The sequence below is a fragment of the Lacibacter sediminis genome (assembly GCF_014168535.1).
GTDB lineage: Bacteria > Bacteroidota > Bacteroidia > Chitinophagales > Chitinophagaceae > Lacibacter > Lacibacter sediminis.
Window position 1 is genome coordinate 409,214 of record NZ_CP060007.1, and the last position, 22,977, is coordinate 432,190.

The 22,977-nt window shown below is 40.3% G+C and carries 20 protein-coding genes; all 20 read left to right on the forward strand.

Features of this window, described 5'->3' with window-relative positions; translation table 11 throughout:
• Positions 1–139: 139 nt before the first annotated feature.
• The 20 genes from nusG to H4075_RS02005 all read left to right on the forward strand — a co-directional run bounded on the left by nusG (position 140) and on the right by H4075_RS02005 (position 22,971).
• The gene (gene nusG, locus H4075_RS01910) at positions 140–649 is read left to right on the forward strand and encodes a transcription termination/antitermination protein NusG (protein WP_182803619.1); all 510 of its coding nucleotides are present in this window, start codon (positions 140–142) and stop codon (positions 647–649) included.
• A 165-nt stretch (positions 650–814) separates the two neighbouring features.
• Positions 815–1,630 carry a polysaccharide biosynthesis/export family protein gene (locus H4075_RS01915; protein WP_182803621.1) on the forward strand — a complete coding sequence of 272 codons (816 nt, stop codon included), beginning with the start codon at positions 815–817 and terminating at the stop codon, positions 1,628–1,630.
• A gap of 10 nt (positions 1,631–1,640) precedes the next feature.
• Positions 1,641–4,031, forward strand: coding sequence for a GumC family protein (locus H4075_RS01920; protein ID WP_182803623.1), 2,391 nt, complete (start codon positions 1,641–1,643; stop codon positions 4,029–4,031).
• A gap of 106 nt (positions 4,032–4,137) precedes the next feature.
• Complete coding sequence (gene asnB / locus H4075_RS01925) at positions 4,138–5,913, forward strand: asparagine synthase (glutamine-hydrolyzing) (protein ID WP_182803625.1); 1,776 nt, start codon at positions 4,138–4,140, stop codon at positions 5,911–5,913.
• 1 nt (position 5,914) lies between these two features.
• The gene (locus H4075_RS01930; protein WP_182803627.1) at positions 5,915–7,024 is read left to right on the forward strand and encodes a glycosyltransferase family 4 protein; all 1,110 of its coding nucleotides are present in this window, start codon (positions 5,915–5,917) and stop codon (positions 7,022–7,024) included.
• Positions 7,025–7,235: 211 nt separating this feature from the next.
• Positions 7,236–8,240, forward strand: coding sequence for a Gfo/Idh/MocA family protein (locus tag H4075_RS01935; RefSeq protein ID WP_182803629.1), 1,005 nt, complete (start codon positions 7,236–7,238; stop codon positions 8,238–8,240).
• Positions 8,241–8,323: 83 nt separating this feature from the next.
• Positions 8,324–8,788 (forward strand): acyltransferase, encoded by a 465-nt coding sequence (locus H4075_RS21745; protein ID WP_182803631.1) that lies wholly within the window; start codon positions 8,324–8,326, stop codon positions 8,786–8,788.
• A gap of 110 nt (positions 8,789–8,898) precedes the next feature.
• Positions 8,899–9,765 carry an ABC transporter permease gene (locus H4075_RS01945; protein WP_182803633.1) on the forward strand — a complete coding sequence of 289 codons (867 nt, stop codon included), beginning with the start codon at positions 8,899–8,901 and terminating at the stop codon, positions 9,763–9,765.
• 59 nt (positions 9,766–9,824) lie between these two features.
• On the forward strand, positions 9,825–11,090 hold the full coding sequence (locus tag H4075_RS01950) for an ABC transporter ATP-binding protein (protein ID WP_182803635.1): 1,266 nt from the start codon (positions 9,825–9,827) through the stop codon (positions 11,088–11,090).
• A 13-nt stretch (positions 11,091–11,103) separates the two neighbouring features.
• Complete coding sequence (locus H4075_RS01955; RefSeq protein ID WP_182803637.1) at positions 11,104–12,177, forward strand: DegT/DnrJ/EryC1/StrS family aminotransferase; 1,074 nt, start codon at positions 11,104–11,106, stop codon at positions 12,175–12,177.
• Positions 12,178–12,188: 11 nt separating this feature from the next.
• Complete coding sequence (locus H4075_RS01960; protein WP_182803639.1) at positions 12,189–12,893, forward strand: WbqC family protein; 705 nt, start codon at positions 12,189–12,191, stop codon at positions 12,891–12,893.
• A gap of 13 nt (positions 12,894–12,906) precedes the next feature.
• Positions 12,907–13,869, forward strand: a complete 963-nt coding sequence (locus tag H4075_RS01965; RefSeq protein WP_182803640.1) for a glycoside hydrolase family protein — start codon at positions 12,907–12,909, stop codon at positions 13,867–13,869.
• A 12-nt stretch (positions 13,870–13,881) separates the two neighbouring features.
• Positions 13,882–14,844 carry a glycoside hydrolase family protein gene (locus H4075_RS01970; protein WP_182803642.1) on the forward strand — a complete coding sequence of 321 codons (963 nt, stop codon included), beginning with the start codon at positions 13,882–13,884 and terminating at the stop codon, positions 14,842–14,844.
• Positions 14,845–14,940: 96 nt separating this feature from the next.
• Entirely contained in the window at positions 14,941–15,309 is a 369-nt protein-coding gene (locus H4075_RS01975) for a GNAT family N-acetyltransferase (RefSeq protein ID WP_182803644.1), read from the forward strand.
• A gap of 104 nt (positions 15,310–15,413) precedes the next feature.
• The gene (locus H4075_RS01980) at positions 15,414–16,148 is read left to right on the forward strand and encodes a class I SAM-dependent methyltransferase (protein ID WP_182803646.1); all 735 of its coding nucleotides are present in this window, start codon (positions 15,414–15,416) and stop codon (positions 16,146–16,148) included.
• Between the two features lie 4 nt (positions 16,149–16,152).
• Positions 16,153–17,871, forward strand: a complete 1,719-nt coding sequence (locus tag H4075_RS01985; protein WP_182803648.1) for an FkbM family methyltransferase — start codon at positions 16,153–16,155, stop codon at positions 17,869–17,871.
• Positions 17,872–17,886: 15 nt separating this feature from the next.
• Entirely contained in the window at positions 17,887–19,053 is a 1,167-nt protein-coding gene (locus H4075_RS01990) for a glycosyltransferase family 4 protein (protein ID WP_182803650.1), read from the forward strand.
• 27 nt (positions 19,054–19,080) lie between these two features.
• Positions 19,081–20,892 carry an asparagine synthase (glutamine-hydrolyzing) gene (gene asnB, locus H4075_RS01995; RefSeq protein ID WP_182803652.1) on the forward strand — a complete coding sequence of 604 codons (1,812 nt, stop codon included), beginning with the start codon at positions 19,081–19,083 and terminating at the stop codon, positions 20,890–20,892.
• Between the two features lie 5 nt (positions 20,893–20,897).
• A complete protein-coding gene (locus tag H4075_RS02000) occupies positions 20,898–21,764 on the forward strand; it encodes a glycosyltransferase family 2 protein (protein WP_182803654.1) in 867 nt (288 codons plus the stop codon).
• A complete protein-coding gene (locus tag H4075_RS02005) occupies positions 21,754–22,971 on the forward strand; it encodes a glycosyltransferase family protein (RefSeq protein ID WP_182803656.1) in 1,218 nt (405 codons plus the stop codon). Before H4075_RS02000 ends, H4075_RS02005 begins: the two co-directional genes overlap by 11 nt.
• The last annotated feature ends 6 nt before the right edge of the window (positions 22,972–22,977 follow it).

Consider the following 22,977-nt stretch of genomic DNA (forward strand, 5'->3'; position numbering starts at 1 on the left):
GCCGATAGCCGTTGGAATTAAGCCGGTAGCCGATAGTCTTTAGCCGGTAGTTTTTAGTTATGGCGTTCTGAGTTGGGAGTTTGAAAGGAGGTTGGTGAAAATTTGGCACGCTATTCTTAAGGTTGGTGGGAATGAATAAATGATGGAAGTAAAAAACTGGTATGCTGTTTATACAAAGCCCAGGTGGGAGAAGAAGATCTGTGCACAACTGGAGCGGAAGGGGCTTGCTTATTATTGTCCGATGAACAAGGTTCGCAAGAAATGGAGCGACCGGTACAAAGTAATTGAAGAGCCATTGTTTAAATCGTATGTATTTGTGTGTGTGAGTGAAGAGGAAAAAACAAGGGTGCGTTTAACTGATGGCGTGGTGAATTTTCTTTACTGGAACGGGAAACCGGCGATCATTAAAGAACAGGAGATCGAAGTGATCCGGAAATTTCTGAATGAATATACGGATGTGCAGGCAAGACCTGTGCAACTGGAAAGCGGCCAAAAGGTGCGGGTGAAAACAGGTTTGATGATGGATACAGAAGGCATTGTGATCAAAGTTTTGAATAACAGGGCTTATGTACTTTTAGAAAGTTTGGGCTATGAATTAACTGCCCAGTTTGAGAAGAGTAATTTAGAGCCGGTAGTGGATAGCCGATAGTGGATAGTTGGTAGCCGATAGTCGCCATTCTTGAGTTAACAGTAAAAAATCAGGTAAAAAGTTCTTAGTTCTTAAGTTTTAAGTCCGGGAGGGTTATAAATCATTCAATAAATCAATTGTTGCGGCGTTAGTGCCGCAACCGGATTAACTGACCAAATAAATTACATGATACGTTTACTTTCACTTTCAACAGCCGTGTGTTTGTTGTTTCTTTCTTCCTGCGTGTCGCCTGCAAAACTTAGAAAGGAAGTTGTTTATTTTAACGAAGGGCTTGATACAGCCAAACTGAACCAATATAAGTTAGTGGAACCGATTATTCAGAAAGGAGATTTGTTGCAAATCAATATTGCATCGAGAAGTTCTTCTGCTAATCAATTGTTCAGCCAAAACTATTCTGGGGCGTCCACCGGATCCGGTGCAAGCAGCTCTTCAGGTTCTGGAGGCGGAGTCGGAGCTTCTGGCTATTTAGTTGATATTACTACGGGTGATATTAAATTGCCTTTACTTGGGATTATTCATGCGGATGGCATGACAAAATTAGAGTTAGAAAGAGAAATCGTTAAACGAGCCAGTGAATATTTAAAGGAAGACCCTATTGTGAACATCCGTTACCAGAATTTCCGGGTTACCTTTCATGGATTGGTTGGCAAACCTGGAGAAGTAACTTCCACCTCAGAAAGATTAACCTTTCTTGACGCCCTTGCATTGGCGGGCGGTATCGCACCCGGCGGAGATTTGAAAACAATTCTTATTATCCGTGAACAGAACGGTAAACGCAGTATGCAAACGGTTGATCTGACCAAGGGTGATTTTTTTCAATCGCCCAATTACTACCTGAAGCAGAATGATATTGTGTATGTGAAACCAACTGACAGACAATTGAAGGTGACCGACCAAACAACTCAAAGAACCTTGCAATATGTATCTTTCGGGTTGAGTCTTGTCAACATTATTATTGTACTATCTTCTATTTTTCGTTAATTATAACTGAATGGCCAACGAATTTGATCATCTGCCGCAGGCAGAAACGGACAGCAAGCTTCTGACTTTTAAGGAGATCCTGTTTAAGTATATTTCGAACCTTCCTTTGTTTTTCTTTTCCCTAGGTGTTGCGTTGATCGTTGCCTGGGCTTATCTTCGTTGGTCGACACCGTTGTTCACTGTAAGCAGCAGTATGATCGTGAAGGTGGAGAACACTACTAATATTAAGGGCTCTGATAAGTTCAGCAGTATTTTCAACCCTACTGATAAGATCAACACTGAAGATGAGATCGACCTGATGCGTTCGAAGGAATTTCTGAAACGTGTTGTGGATTCGTTGCATCTTAACAGCAGTTATGTGGAACATGGAAAAGTGAGGAGCAGCGAGATATATAAGCAGACTCCGTTTTATGTTGAAGCTGTAAACATTGCAGACAGTAACCGGGGCTATTCCTTTAATATTCAACTAGCCGGCCCCAACAGTTTTGTGATGAACAAGGAAACCAAGTCACGCCAATTTTACAGTAATATTGAACTTGGCGGTTCCGTATTCAGAGTTATCCCGAACCCGGGTATTGAAGATGCCGCCGGAAGAAAGTATACTTTTTACTGGAGCCCGTCCAAATCGGTTGCCGGGGGAATTGCCGGAAGGCTTGGAATTGCACAAAAAAGCCGCAGCTCCAGTGTGCTGAACCTTAGCCTTACCACTGAGAATGTTGATAAAGGAATTGATATATTGAACCAGGTAATGGAGGAGTATGGCCGTTATAATGTGGAAGACAAGAGCAGGATCTCTGAAAACTCATTACGCTTTATCTCCGACCGTTTGGGGGACCTGGAAAAAGATCTTGGCATTGTTGAAACCAACCTACAGGATTTTAAAAAGCGGAATCAGTTTCTTGACCTGGAAGATCAGTCGCAGATGTACCTGAACAATATGAATCAATCGGAGGAGGAACTACGGAAACAGGAAATGCAGATCATGGTGCTTGACCTGCTTGATAATTATATCAAGGATAGAAAAAATGCTTATAACCTTACACCCACTACATTAGGAATTGCTGACCCTACTTTGACACAATTGGTATCGGAATATAACCAGCTGATCCTTAAACGGGAAAATGAGCTGAGGGTGAGCCGTGAGGGAAGTCTTGTAATCAAAGAAATTGAACAAAGTATTGAGAAGACCAGAACTTCCATGATCGAAAACCTGAAAAATATCAGGCAATCCTACGTTTTGTCGAAGAATGAATTACAACAAAGAACGAGAAGCGTTCGTACTGAGATGTTTGCTTTACCGGAGAAAGAGAGCCAGATCAGGGAAATTAAACGACAGCAGCTGATCAAGAATGAGCTCTATACTTTTTTACTTCAAAAAAGAGAAGAGACTGGTATTCAACTGGCTTCAACGGTTTCAAACTCAAAAATATTTTCTGAAGCTGAGGGCGGATGGATGCCGATCTTCCCCAAAAAGCGGAGTGCTTATATGCTTGCTGTGTTTTTTGGATTATTGATCCCGGTAATTATTGTATTGATCCGTGACCTGATGAACGACCGGGTTACTACTAAAGCAGATATTGTGAAATACACCAAAATGCCTGTGATCGGTGAATTGGGCCACAATGATAAAGCGCAGACCCTGGTTGTGGTTAAAAACAGCCGTACCATTCTTGCTGAACAGTTCCGGATCATCCGATCTAATCTTCAGCCAATACTGAAAAAAGACCGAACCCCTGTGATATTAGTTACCTCTTCATTCAGTGGTGAGGGTAAATCATTTGCAGCTACCAACCTTGCGGCATCTATTGCGTTAACAGGAAAACGAACCGTGATCCTTGAATTTGATTTACGTAAACCAAAGGTTGTGAGCGGACTGGGATTACAACGTGCTTTTGGTATTACTCACTATGTGATCGGTAAGATCAGTCTTGAAGAATTGCCTATTAAAGTTCCGGATATCGATAATTTATTTGTGATTGCCTGCGGACCTACGCCACCCAACCCATCGGAGATGTTGCTGGAACCAAAAGTGAAAGAATTGTTTGAATTTTGCCGTGATAATTTTGATGCAGTGATCATTGATACCGCTCCTGTTGGTCTTGTGAGCGATGCTATGACGCTGTCGCAGTTTGCTGACTGTACTTTATTTGTGATTCGTCAGCGCTACACTTTTAAAAAACAATTGCAAATGCTGGAAGATCTCTACCAGCAAAAGAAATTCCCTGCTGTGAGTATGCTGGTGAATGATATTAAAGTGGAAGGTTATAACAGTTATTATGGTTATGGCGGTTACGGTTATGGTTATGGCTACGGCTATGGTTATGGTTACGGATACTATGATAATGATCCTTCGAAGAATAAGTGGTATAATAAGGTGTTGCAGTTTATCGGGATTAAATAACCCCCTCCCAGCCTCCCCCTTAAAGGGGAGGGGTGAAAGCTTTTTTCGAGGAGATGATATTCCTTTATTAGCGTGAAGCTGTTTTAAACAATGATTTCCTTACTCTATGTGCCGCATTGCCGGAATTTTTGATCCATCGTTGAAGAACCTGCAGGAGCAGGTGGTGGCTATGCGTGATGCAATGCATCGTGGCGGACCTGATGATGCGGGTTTGTTTGTACATTCCTCGTTACCACTGGCATTAGGTCACCGAAGATTATCACTTATTGATTTAAGTGAAGCGGGTCACCAACCAATGATCGATGCTGAACTGACCATTGTCTTTAATGGTGAGATCTATAATTATTTGGAACTGCGTTCAACTCTTCAGCATTACGGCCACACGTTTAAAACAGAAAGCGATACAGAGGTTATTCTGAAAGCATACCGCCAATGGGGTGTGGAGGCATTTGAATATTTTAACGGCATGTTTGCGCTGGCGCTGCTCGATGAAAAAAAGCAACAGCTCGTGCTGGCAAGAGATCATGCAGGAATTAAGCCACTTTATTATTATATTGATCAGCATTGTCTTTATTTCGCATCAGAGATCAGGGCCTTTGCAAAAGCAGAAAAAGTATTTGAAGAAAACGAAAAATGGCGTTCGGCTTTTTTAACCTTCGGTCATTTGCCAGAACCCATTACTACACTTAAACATGTAATTCCGCTCGCAAAAGGAACTGCCTTGGTGATCGACTTGCCATCGTTAAAAAAGAAAGTGCATCGTTTTTTTAAATGGAGTTTTACCGGTCAACTGAAAAATGAGGATGAGGCATTACAGTTAATGAGGGAAACACTTGAACAGGCTGTAGAGCGTCATCTGATTGCAGATGCACCTATTGGGTTATTCCTGAGTGGTGGTATTGATTCGAGTTTGCTCACGTTAATTGCGAGTCATACACGAAAAGATAACCTGCATACGCTTTCGATCGTGTTCAACGAGAAAGCATTCTCAGAAGAAAAATATCAGCAGCTTATTATTGATAAAACAGGGGCAAAACATCAATCGTTTCTTGTAACGAAAGATATTTTCAATACACAATTGGAAGATGCCATGCTGGCCATGGATCAACCAACGCTTGATGGTATCAACACTTATTTTATTTCGATGTATGCGAAAGCATATGGGTTAAAGGCTGTACTATCAGGTCTTGGTGCCGATGAATTGTTTGGCGGGTATCCTTCTTTTCAGCAACAGAAAAAGATGAAGTATGTGCAAAGAATGCCTGCGGCTTTGTTGCGTGGGATGCAACGTTTTCCTGATCACCGGATCCGTAAACTAAGCTATGCCGGGATGCAGAATACAGCTGCAGAGTATTTGAGTTACAGAGGCATTTTTACGCCCGTGTCTGTTGCTTCTCTACTGGATACAACTGAAAAAGAAGTTGAACATGATCTTATTGCACTTAGTGAATATTACCCTGTGAGTACCTTAACAAATGGTAACAGGGTGAGCTGGCTGGAAACAAATTTTTATATGCAGAATCAGTTGCTGAAGGATTCTGATTTTATGAGTATGTGGCATGGGCTTGAAATACGGGTGCCTTATTTAGATAAAGAAGTGATGCTGATGGCGGGTGCCATTGATGCATCCATTAAGTTTAAAACCGTACCGCCCAAGTATGTATTGGTGAAGTCGTTTGAACATGAATTACCGGAAGCCATCTGGAAGAGAAAGAAACAAGGGTTTACGTTCCCGTTTGAAGGGTGGTTAAAAGAAAATGAATTCATCAAACCTTCGAATAATGACGAAGAGCAATTGTATAAAAAATTTCAGCAGAAGAAATTATCCTGGGGGCGTTACTGGTGTGCCTTGTTGATGAACAGGTTCGAGAGAGATCATTAACATGCAAAAGAAAAAAATTTCCTTTTTTGTGTTGACTGCATTCTCACACATGGGTGGTATTGAAAAGTTTAACCGTGCTTTTATGAAAGGATTGGCCGATCTTTCATCAACACTTCACCTGAAGAGTACATTAGGTGGCATGTACGATCATTCGGTTGACAAACACTATGTAGATCAGCAAACCTATCACGCCTTTAAAGGAAAGAAACTGCAGTTTGTATTATGGGCAATAAAGCAATCGTTGCAGCAGGATGTGATAGTGCTCGGGCATTTGAACCTTGCGCCTATTGCTGTGTTGTTGAAAATGATCGCACCTAAAAAAAAACTGATTATCATTTGTCATGGTGTTGAAGTTTTTGAACCGGTGAGTGGGTTTAAGAAAAAAGCATTGCAACAGGCAGATCATGTTCTGGCCGTCAGCAGTTTCACTAAAGACAAACTGGTTACAAAACAGGGATTGTCCAACGAAAAGATCATGGTGTTTCCTAACACGATCGATCCATTCTTCAACTTTCCGGTTGACTTTGCAAAACCAGGTTACCTGCAACAGCGCTATGGTATTGCTGCACATGAAAAAGTGATCCTCACACTAACAAGATTAAACAGCAATGAAGGATATAAAGGTTATGATACCTTGGTTACTGTTTTGCCTGAGTTATTGAAACAAAATATTCCGTTCAAATATATTCTTGCCGGCAAGGCCGATGCAACAGAACTGCAACGGATGAATACATTGATCAAATCACTTGGTCTTGAACAACAGGTGATGATGCCCGGATTTATTGCCGATAAAGAAATAACCGATCATTATTTGCTGGCCGATGTGTTTGTGATGCCCAGCAAAGGCGAAGGGTTTGGCATTGTGTATACGGAGGCAATGGCTTGCGGATTGCCTGTTATTGCAGGCAATAAAGATGGAAGTACAGAAGCGTTGCAGTTTGGAGAATTGGGAACGTTGATCGATCCTGACAGTGCAGATGAATTGAAAGAGGCATTGGTGAAGGTGTTGCATGAGCAGCATGAACCTTTGCAGGTGCAGCAAAGGATGCTGGAGTATTTTTCGTTTGAGAAGTTTAAGGAGAGGTTGAAGACTGTTCTTGAAGGGGTATAGGCTTGCTGCGCAAGCTGGTTGTTTTGTCACTTTTGCTTGTCCAAAAGTAACCAAAAGACAGACGAAACATATTACCCCCATGTTTCGGCGTCAGCCCTGATTTAGCTTAGTACTACTGTGGTGAATAGCTTTCGTGCTTTCACGATCATCTTATGTTCGTCATGTTGATTTTATCTGTGAGGCTTGTTGCTGTAGGTTGAACTAAAACAGAATGAAGAAAACTCGTTTTTTATTAGCAGGATGTGGTACAATCGGTGAGCGGCATGCAAGGCTCGCAGTGGAGAAGGGTGTGCTTGTTGCTGTGTGTGATATTGATGAAAAAAAGGCGAAGGCATTTTCAGCGAAGCATGATTGTTACGGGTACACATCACTAAAAGATATGCTGAGGAATGAAGAAGCGGATGCGATGCTTGTTTGTACGCCCAACGGATTACATGCGATACACAGCATCAGCGGATTAAAAGCCGGTCTGCATGTATTGTGTGAAAAGCCAATGGCTATTTCATCAGTTGATTGCAAGCGAATGATCAATGCAGCAACAAAAGCCAAAAAACATTTGCTGATTGTAAAACAGAACCGGTTAAATCCACCAGTAGCAATTGTTAAAACATTACTCGATAAAAAAAAACTTGGAAAAATTTATAGCGTGCAGGTAAATTGTCTCTGGAACCGTGGAGCCAAGTATTATCAGCAGTCGAACTGGCGGGGAACAAAAGAACTGGATGGAGGTGTGTTGTTTACACAGTTCAGTCATTTCATTGATCTGCTTTATTGGTTCTTAGGTGAAGTGAAAACAGTAAAAGGGTTTACCGCTAATGTGGCGCATCAGCAACTGATTGAAGTGGAAGATACAGGTGTGTTTTCATTTGTTACACAAGGGGGTGTGCCGGGGACACTTCATTACAGTACAAATACTACGAATAAAAATTACGAAGGCTCTATTACGATCCTTGCTGAAAAGGCAACGATCAAAATTGGCGGACCTTATTTAAATACCATCGAGTACCAGGAACCGGTGTTGATCGACACAGCCAAACTCGTTGCCGGTAATGCTGCCAATCAATACAAGGGTTACGAGGGTTCGATGAATAATCATGCGAGGGTGTATGATGCGTTTCTACAGGTGATTGCAGGGAAGCAGAAGAAGTATGTGTCGGGTGAGGAGGGGATTCATAGTGTGAAGATGATCGAGCAGTTTTACAAAGCAGCAAAGTGATTTATAATGTCTGATGTAGGATTTATGATTTGTGAAAGGCGTCGAGCTAACACTAATCTCAGTGACTCTGTTATGAAAAACAAATGCCAGCGTTTAAATTAAAAAAAATAAGTCTCCGAAAAGTAAAAACGGGAAAGAGTGTTGTGATCATGCAACCAAGCAACCTGTATGAATGCAGGTTGGGAGATGATTGTTTTGTTGGTCCGTTTACTGAAATACAAAAAGGAGTAGTGATCGGTAACAACTGCCGCATACAAAGCCACAGTTTTATTTGTGAATTGGTCACCATCGGCAATGATTGTTTTATTGGTCATGGTGTGATGTTTATTAACGATACGTTCAGCTATGGAAAACCTGCAGGTGGCGATCACAGCAAATGGAAGAAAACAAGCATTGGTAACAATGTAAGCATCGGCAGCAATGCAACCATTCTTCCGGTATCAATATGCGACGAGGTGGTGATTGGTGCAGGCGCAGTGGTAACAAAAGATATTACGAAAAAAGGTACGTATGCAGGGAACCCGGCGAAGAAATTGAAGAAAGTTTAAAGCTGATAGCCGGTTGCCGATAGTGGATAGCCGGTAGTTGAAAAAGAGAGGTTGATAAGGTGAAACGTTGATAAGTGTAGGGAATTGATAAGTAAATAAGTAAAATAACTATGAGTCATTTGAACGATACAGCTGAACAATGGGATCTTGAGATCAAACCCAAAGCTTCTTTATTAGATCTTAATTTAAAAGAAGTTTGGCGTTATCGTGACCTTATGATGTTGTTTGTGCGGCGTGATTTTGTGGCACAGTATAAACAAACTATTCTTGGGCCGATTTGGCATATCATTCAACCCGTGTTAACCACCATCATGTTTTTACTGGTATTCGGAAAGATTGCGAATATCCCGACTGACGGAATTGAGCCTATACTGTTCTACATGAGTGGCATTACGATCTGGAATTATTTTTCGACATGCTTAACTGCTACCTCAAATACATTTGTTGCCAATGCTCATATTTTCGGCAAAGTCTATTTTCCCCGCCTCGTATTGCCTTTGTCAATTGTTATGAGCAATATTATAAAGCTAGGTATCCAATTTGGTATCTTGTTTTTGGGAATGATCTGGTTTGCATTGTTTCGTGATATACCTATTTATTTTGGTATGAACTGGTTACTGATCCCGGTTTTAGTGATCATAATGGCGGGTATTGGTCTTGGGTTGGGCATCATTATTTCCTCCCTTACTACCAAGTACCGTGATTTTACAGTACTCATTGGGTTTGCAGTTCAACTATTGATGTATGCTACACCGGTAGCTTATCCCTTATCGTTTTTAAAAGATAAATCATTTGCACCCATTATAGAATGGAATCCATTAAGCCCGATTGTTGAAGGGTTTCGTTATGCGCTGTTTCATACGGGTAATTTTAACTTCATGTCGTTGGGGTATAGTGTGATTTTTATGTTTGTTGTACTGGTGATTGGAGCTGTTTATTTCAGTAAAGTGGAACGTACTTTTATGGATACAGTATAGATAATTGGAAAGTAGAGTGTAAGAAGCGAGAAATTGATGATGAATAATGAGAAAAAATAATGAGTAATACAGTTATAAAAGTTGAAAATATTTCAAAGCAATACCGCTTGGGAGCTGTAAGTACCGGCACGCTCAGTCATGATCTTAACCGATGGTGGCATACTGTACGGGGTAAAGAAGATCCTTATTTAAAAGTAGGCGATACAAATGATCGCACACAGAAAGGAAACAGTGATTATGTATGGGCCTTGCGGGACATCAACTTTGAAGTGCAGCAGGGAGAGGTATTGGGAATTATCGGCCGCAACGGTGCAGGTAAAAGCACACTCTTAAAAATTCTTAGTCGCACAACTACACCTACTACAGGAAGTGTAAAACTAAAAGGGAGAGTTGCGTCTTTGCTTGAAGTGGGCACAGGATTTCATCCCGAACTGAGCGGTCGTGAAAACATTTTCTTAAATGGTGCGATACTTGGTATGACCAAACAAGAGATTAAACGCAAATTTGATGAGATTGTCGATTTCGCCGGAGTGGAACGTTATATTGATACACCTGTTAAACGTTACAGCAGTGGTATGTATGTGCGTCTTGCTTTCGGCGTAGCAGCACACCTTGAACCGGAGATCTTAATTGTAGATGAAGTGCTGGCTGTGGGTGATGCCGAGTTTCAAAAGAAGGCATTAGGGAAGATGAAAGATGTAAGTAATAAAGATGGAAGAACAGTGTTGTTTGTGAGTCATAATATGACTGCTATGAAAAATCTTTGTAACTCCATCATGTATATGCAGCATGGCAAGGTTGTTGAAATAGGACCTACCGACAGTGTCATCAATCATTATCTAACCCACAGCGAGATCAACGGTGAAATGGTGCAGTCGTTTGCAACGCCCGAAGATGCACCAGGAAATGATTCAGTAAAAATGAAGCGGATTGAGGCTTGTCCAATCCTAAACAATCCTTTTGACCCTATAACGGTTGACACTCCAGTTAATATAGAATTTGAATTCTGGAATTATGTACCCGATAAAGAGTTGAATTTAAGTTTACACCTGTACACAACTACGGAAGAATGTGTTTTTAATGTATATACCGAAGCGAAGTTTCTGCCAGAGGGAATTAATAAAGGAGTTTGCGAAATACCTGCTAATCTTTTGAATGATGGGATATATTCTGTCTCGATGTTGATCGTTGCAGAAAGAGCTTATGGCATTTACAATTTTGAGCATGTAATTTCATTTGAAGTGAATGAAAAGCGCAGTACCAGTGGATGGCATGGTAAACACCTGGGTATTGTGCGGCCTAAATTAAATTTCAACTTTGTGTAAATCAAACTGATCAATGATTAACGTTACCAAAACATATTTACCTTCTTTTGATGAATACATTGCAATAGTAAAGCGTGCATGGGATAAAAGCTGGATCACCAATAACGGAGAGTTGGTGCAGGAACTTGAAGAAAAATTGATGCAATACTTGGGTGTGCAACACCTGTTGTTTACAAGTAACGGAACATTGCCGCTGCAAATGGCGTTGAAAGTGCTTGGCATTAAAAAGGAAGTGATCACCACTCCCTTTAGTTATGTTGCAACTACCAATTCTATTTTATGGGAAGGGGCGGTGCCGGTTTTTGTGGATATTGATCCCCATACCTTATGTATTGATGCTGATAAAATTGAAGCTGCTATTACAGCAGATACAGAAGCTATCATGGCCACACATGTGTATGGTATTCCCTGCGATGTAGAAAAAATTGAGGCCATTGCAAAAAAGCATGGATTAAAAGTAATTTATGATGCTGCGCATTCTTTTGGTTGTACTTACAACGGCAAATCATTATTAAGCTATGGCGATATCAGTACCTGCAGCTTTCATGCAACCAAAGTATTTCATACAGGAGAGGGTGGTTGTATTATTGCGAAAGACGAAGAGGTAGCAAAGCAATTGCTGTTGTACCGAAGCTTTGGTCATTTGGGGGATGATTATTATTCAATAGGCATCAATGCAAAAAATTCTGAATTGCATGCGGCCATGGGGCTTTGCAACTTACCTGCAATCGGCGAAATCATAAACGCAAGAAAGCTGGTTTACGAAGAATACAATAACCGCTTGAATCTTGAAAAAATAAAGCAACCGGTTTTTAGTAAAAACGCCGATTATAACTATGCCTATTACCCGGTGATATTTAAAACAGAAAAGATATTGCTGGAGGTTCGGGCAGTCTTGCTGAAGAACGCTGTTTCAACACGAAGGTATTTTTATCCATCACTCAATCAACTTCCTTTTTTAAAGAATACGATGAGTTGCCCGGTTTCTGAAGATATCAGCTGCAGGGTACTTGCCCTGCCTTTATTTACCGACTTAAGCACGGAAGATGTGAGCCGGATTTGCGCAATTGTTAATGAGTTGGTTTAACCGTTATTACTATGAAGATTGCAATCATGCAGCCCTATTTTGTGCCCTATATTGGCTATTTCCAACTGATCAATGCAGTTGATCAATTCGTGATCTATGATAATATCAAATACACAAAAAAAGGCTGGATCAACAGAAACAGGATATTGGTTGACGGGAAGGATGAATACATTACGCTGCCAATTCGAAAAGACTCCGACTACTTACATGTAGATCAGCGAAAACTGGCAGATAGTTTTGTTGATGACAAAAATAAAATTCTCAGGAAGCTGGCTTATGCTTATCGTAAGGCACCACACTACGATGCAGTATATGCATTGATGGAACGCATACTGGAGAAGCCGGAGAACAATCTTTTTGAATTTATTTATAAGTCGGTTTTGGAGATATGCAGATTTTTAGAGATCAATACCACGTTTGTGATCTCATCAACTCTGCCTGTTGATCATGAATTAAAATCGCAAGACAGAGTGATTGCCATTTGCAAAGCTTTAAACACAACTACCTATATCAATCCTCCCGGAGGTGTTGAACTGTATTCGAAAGAAACCTTCAACGAAAATAATATAGAGTTAGAGTTTCTGCAATCAGAACCGATCCAATACCATCAGTTCAAAAATGAATTTATTGCAAGTTTGTCCATCATTGATGTGATGATGTTCAATTCTACGGAAGAGATAAAAAAACTTCTTGCGTCTTTTTACACAATCAAATAAGCGGCTGACAACTATGTTCCAATGGAAAAAAATTGGCAGAGTTTTTAATCCCGTAGAGGTAACTGAACGGGCATGGCTGAAAGAATTTGCACAAGCACCTTCAACCCTGATCTACGAAAATTTTGTACGAGTTTATTTTTCATGCAGGCCACCTGCTGATGAAAAGGGGCAATACGTTAGTTACTCTGCATTTGTAGATTTCAAGCGGGATGATCTCACGCAAATAGTGAAAGTGAGTGATCAGCCAATTTTGAAATTGGGTGATCTGGGAACCTTTGATGAGTTTGGAACCTACCCGGTTTCTGTTATCAGGTATAAAAGTGAACTGAGGGCATATTATGCCGGTTGGACAAGGTGTGAATCTGTTCCTTTTAATGTTGCTATTGGTTGTGCGCTAAGCAATAACAACGGAGTTACGTTTGAAAAGATGGGGCAAGGACCGATCTTGTCGTATAGTGTTGATGAACCTTTTATACTGAGCGGACCTAAAGTGAGGATATTTAACAACAAATGGTATTTGTTTTATATAGCCGGGAAAAAGTGGGTGCTTGATAATGGTAAACCTGAACCGGTTTACAGGATCAGAATGGCCACCTCAACCGATGGAATTGAGTGGGAAAAACACAACAAAGATATTATCGAAACAAAAGTTGAGGAAGATGAAGCGCAGGCTAGTCCCGATGTGTTTTTTTATGATGGGATGTACCATATGTTTTTTTGTTACAGGTACAGTAAAGGCTATAGAAGTAAAGAAAAAGGATACAGAATCGGTTATGCATTTTCTGCTGATTTAATAAACTGGATAAGAGATGATTCAAAAGCAGGAATTCATGTATCAAACGAAGGATGGGATGATGAAATGATCAGCTATCCTCATGTGTTTGAACTAGACAACAGTTTGTACATGCTTTATCTTGGAAACCAGGTTGGCAGATACGGCTTTGGTCTTGCTAAACTTGAAAACTACCAACCCTAATTTTTTGAAAGAATGAAGTGGATTAATTACCGGCATCTATTCGATCCATCACATTATACATTACCAAATGGCTGTTCTGAATTTGCACAATCTCCGCAAACCTTGGTTTTTGATGATTTTGTGCGGGTGTATTTTTCTACAAGAAAGAAGGAAGAACACAGCGGAAAGTTTCTAAGCTTAATTGCTTTTGCAGATTTCGATAAAGAATTTAAAAAAGTAATCAATGTGTCATCTGAAACAGTTATTGAACTGGGTGGGCTTGGTTGTTTTGATGAACATGGAATATTCCCGATCAATATTTTAAGACACGATAACAAGATATTAGCTTATACCTGTGGATGGAGCAGGCGTGTATCTGTTTCAGTAGAAACATCAACCGGTTTAGCATTCAGCGATAACAATGGCCTTAGCTTTGACAAGTTTGGCACAGGCCCGGTTTTGACTTCATCACTTAACGAACCTTTTTTAGTTGGTGATTCATTTGTACAGGTGTACGATAATACATTTCATATGTGGTATATTTTCGGGCAGCGCTGGTTAAAACCAACGGACACCGAGCCGCCTGCCAGGGTTTATAAAATTGCGCATGCTACTTCAGCAGATGGAATAAACTGGAAGAAAGAAGAAGGCAAACAGATTATTGCGGATGTTTTAAATGTTGATGAGTGTCAGGCCTTACCTACAGTTACGAAAATCGGTAATCGCTATCACATGTTTTTTTGTTTCAGACAAGCAACTGATTTCAGAAATAATCATGATCGGGGATACAGATTAGGTTATGCATGGTCAGATAATTTAATAAACTGGATCAGAGATGATGAATTGGGTGGTATACATAAATCAGTTACGGGATGGGATTCTGAAATGATGTGCTATCCACACATTTTTCAGAGCAATGGCAAAGTATACCTGTTGTATAATGGAAACGAATTTGGGAAAAGAGGGTTTGGTATTGCAGAGCTTGAGCAACCCTGATGGTCTTTTGTGAATCAAATGTTGATCAGTTACAAGGTTAATACGGCTACGGCTGAAGAGGTATCAACGCATCTTAAAAAGTGCAATGATAATTTTGTGCCCAGCCTGAACAAAAAAGTTGACATCAAACTCTATGCAGAAAAAATCACAACCTATGCGGTTCGATTTGAAGCATGGTATGCTGATGAGTTGATAGGATTAGTTGCTGCGTATTTCAACGATGAAAAGCAGGCATCATTTATTACAAACGTTAGCACTGTTCCACAATACAGTGGCAAAGGAATTGCATCGCAGCTGATGAAGGAGTGTATCAGTTTTGCAAATGCCAATCGTTTTAATGGAATAACACTTCGGGTAGCACAACATAATAGTAACGCCATTGCTTTGTATTCAAAATTTGGGTTTCAGCAAACCGGGCTTGAGGAAGGAGAAGTTGTGATGCAAAAGGAGCTGGCGGGAGAATAAAATAATCAGGAATAGTATGAATATGAAATGCCCTAAACAAAGCAAGCCAACGAAAAATGATTATGGGCATACTATTTGGCCAAAAAGCAAATAAAAATAAACAAATGAAAAGAGATTATAACTCGGAATTAAAAGATGCAGCAGATCATAAGTACGCTTACAATTTTGATTTTGATGTAATGCATCGGTTTATGCTAAAGTCTTTTGAACCTTTTTTTAAAGAGGGCAATTGTCTTGAGTTAGGTAGTTTTAAAGGCGATTTCACAAAAAGGCTGATCCCTTTTTTCAAGGATATTACTTGTGTGGAAGCATCAGATGAAGCCATTGAAATTGCCAGGAAAGAATTTGGTGATTTGAAATTTGTAAATGCGTTATTTGAAGAAGTAACACTTCCCGAAAAATACGATAACATTATTCTTACGCATGTGCTGGAGCATTTGGATAACCCGGTAGTAGTAATGAAACGGATTAATGATGAATGGTTATCGGAGAACGGTCGTTTCTTTTTGGTTTGTCCCAATGCAAATGCTCCATCAAGACAGATTGCAGTAAAGATGGGATTGATCACGCACAATGCAGCTATTACTCCAGCGGAGAAAGAGCATGGGCATCGCATTACCTATTCGCTCGATACCCTGGAACGTGATGCGAAGGCGGCAGGTTTAAAAGTGGTACACAGGTCGGGTATCTTCTTTAAAGCATTAGCCAACTTTCAATGGGACCGATTACTGAATACCGATATTATTTCACCGGAGTATCTCGAAGGCTGTTATGAGTTAGGCCAGCAGTATCCTGACCTTTGTTCAAGTATCTTTTTAATGTGTGAAAAGGGAAAATAAGCCGATGATTCCATTGTTAACGGTTTGCCTTATTACCTATAATCACAAGCAGTTTATACGGCAGGCAATCGAAGGGGTGTTAAAGCAGCAGGTTGATTTTTCGTTTCAATTACTCATTGCAGATGATTATTCTACTGATGGAACAAGAGATATTCTTGTGGCCTATCAGCAAAAGCATCCTGATTTTATACACCTGATATTACAGGAAAAAAATGTTGGCCCTGCACAAAACTGGATTGACTTAATTACAAGACCCCAATCTAAATACATCGCTTATTTTGAAGGAGATGATTACTGGATCGATCCTCTGAAACTACAGAAGCAGGTAACTTTTCTCGAAGCGAATGAAGAATACAGTTTTACATTTCACCAGGCTTTACGCATAAGTGAACATTCGTCAGAATATGATGTCTATCCAGTGACGGATATTCGTTCTTTTGAAGCACATACTTTTTTCAAGATGACAACGATTCCAATGGCCAGCCTTGTTTACAGGACTAATGTGCCATTAACGATTCGAATGAATCATCGACATGGCGATTTTATGATGCTCTGTAGCTTACTTACACATGGGAAAGCTTATTTCTTCAACGAAGTAATGTCTGTGTACCGGGTACATACAGGTGGCGTATCCTTTAATCATTTTACTGCAAAATATTTAGAGAAACGGCTGATAGATTTAAGTGTAGAGGTAAATTTATTAGAATTTAGCCCTGCAGTACGAAAAGAAATAGCTCATACCTATGTAACACATGCGATACTGGCTGTAACTTTTTTTCGGAATGAGCTTACGAAGAGGCAAATGGTTGGTTATTTAGTCAATAGTATCAAGTACAGAAAACCTTCAGGGTCGTATTTAAAAGAGTATCAAAAACTTTTTATCTCATTTTCACCGTTCATGGGCAAACTCCTGTCCATCTTTAATATCAAACAAATGAAGCATTTTTTTAAACGAGTGTATGATAAGCTTACAGCAAGAGGTTTCAGAGATCAGATTTTGTATGAAACAAAAGCTACTCAAAAACAACTTACAATTTTAAGAGAACAACAATTTATCAGCAACCCGGTGATGGTGATCGGTGGTATGAAAATATGCCTGCCTTTATTTCATGCGGATCATATTCAAAAAATAATTTATCAAAACCGCAATTATTACGAACTGGAGACACTTGGGTTTTTAAGAACCCACTACAAACAATTTGATCATATTATAGATATCGGCAGTAATATCGGCAATCACATGCTATATTACTGCAATTACCTGGCGCCAAAAAAAGTATATTGTTTTGAACCCAATGTGTTTAACCGCAACCAGCTTGAACACAATGTTTCGCTTAATCACCTGAACAAGGTTGTTACAGTTTATCCATTTGCACTTGGTGCAGCCAGTGGAAAGGGAGTGCAAACAGATTTTTCATTGGGAAATACAGGCATGAACCGGATCGATAGGCTCAGTGATGCAGACAATGATGCAGATGCGGTTGACATTCGCAGCCTTGATAGCTTTTCCATAGCACAAGCCAATTTTATGAAAATTGATGTGGAAGGTTTTGAAGTGGAAGTACTGAAGGGAGCTGGTGAAACGATCAAACGTTGTAAACCCGTTGTCATGATAGAAGTGTTTGAAAGCAACCGCCCCGAGGTAGAAGCTTTGATGCAGGGTTTTGGTTACAAGAAATTTATTACGTTGGAGGATTACAACAATATTTATGTTCCTCTCTAACCGGGATACATACGCATGAAGCGAAAGGTTGTATTGCATTTGGTTACCTGGTATCCCTCTTCTGATAACAATATCGACGGGATTTTTATCCGCCGTCATGTTGAATTACTGAGGGCTGATAACAGCTATGAGCACATAGTTGTACAGAAAAGCAGCAGCAAGTTTTCAATTGTACAACATCTTTTGAGTTTACTTGGTTCTTTTACCAGACGAGTTATTGGTACAACAGAAGTGATCCAGTTGCCGGTTGAGTCCGTGCTGTACAATCGTTTTTTCTGGCGTTATAAAAAAGCAATTGAGAAAAAGCAGGTAGAGAAACTCGTGAGGAAATATAAACCCTTGCTTTGTCATTTGCATGTGGTGTATGGATTTGGTGAAGAAGCGGTTTATCTAAAAAAGCATTTGGGGATACCATTCATTGTTACGGAACATATGGCTCCGTTTCCTTTCGACTGGTTGCACAATAAACAGCAGACAGTCATACAACCTATGCTTGAAGCTACAACTGTTACCGCAGTGGGCCAGGCGCAGGCAAATCAAATTGAAGCCTATACCGGTGTAAAGCCTGTGATTGTTCATAATATGGTGAGTGCAAAAGAGTTTTTTTATAAAGCACATGCAACAATTGATCCTTCTGTAAAACTGGAAATCATATTCGTTGGTATTTATGATAAGAGAAAAGGTGTTGATTATTTGTTGAAGGTGTTTCCTCAATTTCTGCAACAGTACCCAAAAACTGTTCTTCACCTTGTAGGCAATGCTGATGAAGAGCGAATGAAACTGATCAACGAATCTGTTGAGGAAGGAAAGATTGCCAGCAATGTTAAGTTTCATGGTCGTTTGGCTGCTGCTGAACTATGCCAACTTTTTCATTCTTGTGATTTTTATGTGTGTAGCAGTGAGTGGGAATCATTTGGAGTGAGTGTGCTGGAAGCGTTATTTACGGGGTTGCCAGTGCTTTCAACAGCGTGCGGTGGTGTGCAGGAATTTATGCGGCCTGATAATGGGTTGCTGATCAGCAATGACCGAACCCAGAAAACGCTTTTGAATGGGTTGTTGCAGATGACAGCAAACATCCATTCGTATAACCGTGAATTTATTTCAACCGAAACAACAAATCGTTTTTCAGGCGAGCGCATCAGGAACGATTTTTATTCCATTTATAACCAGGTACAGGGTTAGTACAGTAATTAACAGTATCAACATTTTATGTGTGGCATTTTTGGAACAGTGAATTATAGCATCAGCAGAGAAGAGTTTCAGCAGCGACTTGACACCATCAAGCACCGTGGTCCTGATGGATTTGGTATATGGGAAAACAGAACGGGGAATGTAAAGCTTGGGCATCGCAGGTTAGCGATCATTGATACCGACAGCCGTTCAAACCAGCCAATGATCTTCAACGAGCGTTATGCCATTGTGTTCAACGGAGAGATATACAATTATATTGAACTCAAAAAAGAGTTACTGCAAAAAGGTGTACAGTTCGTTACTGAATCAGATACAGAAGTATTGTTTCACCTGATGCTGCTTGAAGGTCCTGCTGCTTTAAGTAAACTGAACGGCATGTGGTCGCTGGTGATGTTTGATGAACAGGAGCAGAGCTTTTTTATGAGCCGTGACCGTATCGGTAAAAAACCATTGTACTACATACATGAGGGTGAACAGTTTGCATTCGCTTCTGAAATGAAAGCGTTGTACAAATGTTTGCCACAGTTTTCTTATAACAAACCCTTTATTGATTTTTCTTTGGCGAACCCGTTTGATAACGAGGTGTTGCCGGACACGATCATCAATGGCATCCATAAATTCCCGGTAGGGTGTTATGCAGTTTATAAAAACGGGGAACTGAAAATAAGCCGTTATTATTTCCCGGAACAATTGCTCGAACAAAAACCGGCACATAAAAGTTTTAATGAAGCGGTTGAACAATTCCGGGAATTATTTGAATCATCCTGTACACTTCGTATGCGTAGTGATGTGCCCGTAGGTTCGGCATTGAGTGGCGGTATTGATTCTGGTTATGTGGTATCAACATTGGGTAAATTAGGTTTTGGAAAGAAGGGCGGTTACACGGCGCTTGTTTCGAGTTTTCCGGGTTCGGTTCTGGATGAAACAAAAGAAGCTTTGCAGGTAGCTGCAAATGCCGGGGTGCCTGCAGTGAGAGTTGAAGTCGAGCCAAGCCTTGAGCCTGATTACATTCTACGTACTGTTTATGAGTTCGAAGAAATGTACCTTACCTCTCCCATCAGTTTTTTTCAATCGTACAAAGGTTTCCGTGAAAAAGGTATTGTAGTAACACTTGATGGGCATGGCGGCGATGAATTGTTCGGTGGGTATCCTTTTGATTTGGATATTAAGTTGAAAGACGATTTTCCGAATATCATGAAAATGAGGCGAACGCTTACTACTATCCATAATATGTATGGTTATGATGGCGAAATAGAATTAAAAGAAGCGTGGCTACATTTTAAAAGTGAACTGCGAAAAAAGATCAAAGAGAAAAAAACACTTAGTATTTTCGAAGAAGAAAAACACTACCAGGCTAAGCTTTTTCATTCTACGTTTAAAGGAATTTTACCAACGCTACTTCGGAATTACGACCGTTATTCCATGCATGCAGGTGTGGAAGTGCGTATGCCGTTTTTAGATTATCGTATCATTGAATTTGCATTTACACTACCTAACGATTATAAAGTACGCAATGGATTTTCAAAAGCTATTGTGCGTGAAGCAGCAAAGGGTATTGTGCCCGAACATATTCTCCGTAATAAATTAAAGTCGGGCTGGAACAGCCCGATGGGCGAATGGCTGGCAGGTAACTGGAAGCAGTGGCTGCTTGATGAAGTGCATAGTACAGCTTTCAATAATTGTGATCTGATCGACAAAAGGAAAGTGTTGAACCAAACGGAACTGTTTTATGAAACGGCCCGGTTCGATCAAGGGGCCGGCCAGGATCTGTGGCTGCAACTTCAACCTTACTTAATTGAAAAAGCGAATAAACAATTTGCAGAGTTATAAACAGAATGAGTAACTATCCTGCAAATAATTGTTTACTCAGCATTATAATGCCGGTGTATAACGCCGGGCAATATATAGAAACTGTTTTGCAGAGTATAGCATTGCAAACGTTCAGCAATTATGAATTAGTGGTGCTCGATGCTTTGTCAACAGATGGTACAAAGGAAATTGTTGAAGCAAGACAGAAAGAAGATCAACGGGTTCGTCTTATCTCAGAAAAAGATAATGGCATTTACGATGCTATGAACAAAGGGGTGGCATCAGCAAAAGGCGAATGGGTTTACTTTATGGGTTGCGATGATGGGTTCTATGATGCATCTGTTTTGGAAAGGCTATTTTATTCGTTAACGGAAGAATATGACCTGGTTTACGGGGATGTGTTGTGGGTGCCCGATGAAGTGATCGAAAAAGGAACATGCATGCCGACAGATCTTATTAACCGTAACATTAACCACCAGCGCATTTTTTATCGCAGAACATTATTTCAGCAATATGGCGGTTACGATCTACAATACCGTATTGCATCTGATCATGAATTAAATATCCGTTTTTTTTGCAGCACTGCCATTCGGAAAAAATATGTGCCCTATACAGTAGCCCGTTATCATTCAGGAGGTTTCAGTGCAAACAAAGTGGACGAAGTATTCTGGAATAACTGGAAGGAAATTTTCAAAAAGAATTTTGCGCAGCACCTGCCGGCAAAGATCATGTATGATAAACTTGGCTGGTATTGTCGTTGCCTGATCGATCAGCAGCAATATGCAAAAGCGGCACCCATTTTTTTCGATGTATTGGTTCATACACTCAGTCCGGGTTTTGTGAAATTGACCATGGAACAATACTTTAAATCACGCAAGCTGCATGCAGGCTGACATTGCCATAGTGATAGCTGCTTATAACCGCCCGGTATCGCTTCAGCGTTTGCTTGGATCAATTGCTACTGCCAACTACCAGGGTTATGGAAATATTCAGTTGATCATCAGTATTGATCATTCAGGTAATAATGATTGCAAAGCAACAGCAGATACATTTGAGTGGAAGCATGGAACAAAAACAGTTGTTCAGCACCCACAGAACCTCGGCTTAAAAAAACATATACTATCCTGTGGCGATCTTACAAAGCAACATGATGCGGTGATCGTATTGGAAGATGATCTGCTTGTATCAGCTTTCTATTATGATTATGCACAACAGGCTTATGCATTTTTTAAGAGCGATGAACAGGTGGCAGGTATTGCCTTATATCATAACACATTTAATGAAGTGGCTTACTGTCCGTTTGAACCATTGCACGACGGGTATGATAATTATTTTATGCAAGTGCCTTGTTCATGGGGACAGCTATGGACAAAAAAACAGTGGTTAGGTTTTATAAATTATCTTGGTGTAGCAAAGGGTGAGCAATTTACAGAGGCCTTGCCAAGTAGTGTTCAGCAGTGGCCAAACAACTCATCATGGAAGAAATTTTTTTACAGCTACCTGCAGCAGACAGGCAGCTACTTTGTGTACCCAAGAGTGGGCCTGAGTACAAATTTTGGAGATGCCGGTCAGCACCTCGATCATGCACAAACAGTTTTTCAAACAGCATTGCTGTTGGGAAAAAAGACGTTTAGCTTTTCAAGTCTGAGGGAATCGTTGAGTATTTATGATGGCTTTTTTGAACTCGACGGAAGCATCTATCAGAAATTCAATCTGGGAGATTTGTCTGTAACCTTTGATCTGAACGGTACAAAACCACTCGTATCTATCAAAACAAACTACCTCATTTCGTCGAAGCAGTGCAAAAATCCTCGAAAGCAATTTGCAGTGGCCTGTTACCCATATGAGAATAATATTCTGATGAATATTGTAAGAAGTGAAAAGAGTGAAGCTTTTTTTTCTCTTGGTGAAACGGCGAGCTTTACGGAGCAACAACAGTTCAGTCGCTTGTCGATTGATCTGAAACGGGTTTTCATGAACGATTTGTTTTTGCGCCAATCGGTACGTAACGAAGTGGAGCAGATGAAAGAGTTTCGTTTGGGCTATACCTTACTTAAACCTCTACGCTTCTTTAAAAACATATTCAACAAGAAAGCTTAACCCTTT

Bases quoted from the DNA above. Each gene is read 5' to 3' on its own strand.
- H4075_RS01930 (WP_182803627.1), top strand. From the start codon at position 5,915: ATGCAAAAGAAAAAAATTTCCTTTTTTGTGTTGACTGCATTCTCACAC.
- H4075_RS01990 (WP_182803650.1), top strand. From the start codon at position 17,887: ATGAAGCGAAAGGTTGTATTGCATTTGGTTACCTGGTATCCCTCTTCT.
- H4075_RS01935 (WP_182803629.1), top strand. From the start codon at position 7,236: ATGAAGAAAACTCGTTTTTTATTAGCAGGATGTGGTACAATCGGTGAG.
- H4075_RS02000 (WP_182803654.1), top strand. From the start codon at position 20,898: ATGAGTAACTATCCTGCAAATAATTGTTTACTCAGCATTATAATGCCG.
- asnB (WP_182803625.1), top strand. From the start codon at position 4,138: ATGTGCCGCATTGCCGGAATTTTTGATCCATCGTTGAAGAACCTGCAG.
- H4075_RS01950 (WP_182803635.1), top strand. From the start codon at position 9,825: ATGAGTAATACAGTTATAAAAGTTGAAAATATTTCAAAGCAATACCGC.
- H4075_RS01945 (WP_182803633.1), top strand. From the start codon at position 8,899: ATGAGTCATTTGAACGATACAGCTGAACAATGGGATCTTGAGATCAAA.
- H4075_RS01985 (WP_182803648.1), top strand. From the start codon at position 16,153: ATGATTCCATTGTTAACGGTTTGCCTTATTACCTATAATCACAAGCAG.
- H4075_RS01980 (WP_182803646.1), top strand. From the start codon at position 15,414: ATGAAAAGAGATTATAACTCGGAATTAAAAGATGCAGCAGATCATAAG.
- nusG (WP_182803619.1), top strand. From the start codon at position 140: ATGATGGAAGTAAAAAACTGGTATGCTGTTTATACAAAGCCCAGGTGG.
- H4075_RS02005 (WP_182803656.1), top strand. From the start codon at position 21,754: ATGCAGGCTGACATTGCCATAGTGATAGCTGCTTATAACCGCCCGGTA.
- asnB (WP_182803652.1), top strand. From the start codon at position 19,081: ATGTGTGGCATTTTTGGAACAGTGAATTATAGCATCAGCAGAGAAGAG.
- H4075_RS01970 (WP_182803642.1), top strand. From the start codon at position 13,882: ATGAAGTGGATTAATTACCGGCATCTATTCGATCCATCACATTATACA.
- H4075_RS21745 (WP_182803631.1), top strand. From the start codon at position 8,324: ATGCCAGCGTTTAAATTAAAAAAAATAAGTCTCCGAAAAGTAAAAACG.
- H4075_RS01965 (WP_182803640.1), top strand. From the start codon at position 12,907: ATGTTCCAATGGAAAAAAATTGGCAGAGTTTTTAATCCCGTAGAGGTA.
- H4075_RS01960 (WP_182803639.1), top strand. From the start codon at position 12,189: ATGAAGATTGCAATCATGCAGCCCTATTTTGTGCCCTATATTGGCTAT.
- H4075_RS01955 (WP_182803637.1), top strand. From the start codon at position 11,104: ATGATTAACGTTACCAAAACATATTTACCTTCTTTTGATGAATACATT.
- H4075_RS01920 (WP_182803623.1), top strand. From the start codon at position 1,641: ATGGCCAACGAATTTGATCATCTGCCGCAGGCAGAAACGGACAGCAAG.
- H4075_RS01915 (WP_182803621.1), top strand. From the start codon at position 815: ATGATACGTTTACTTTCACTTTCAACAGCCGTGTGTTTGTTGTTTCTT.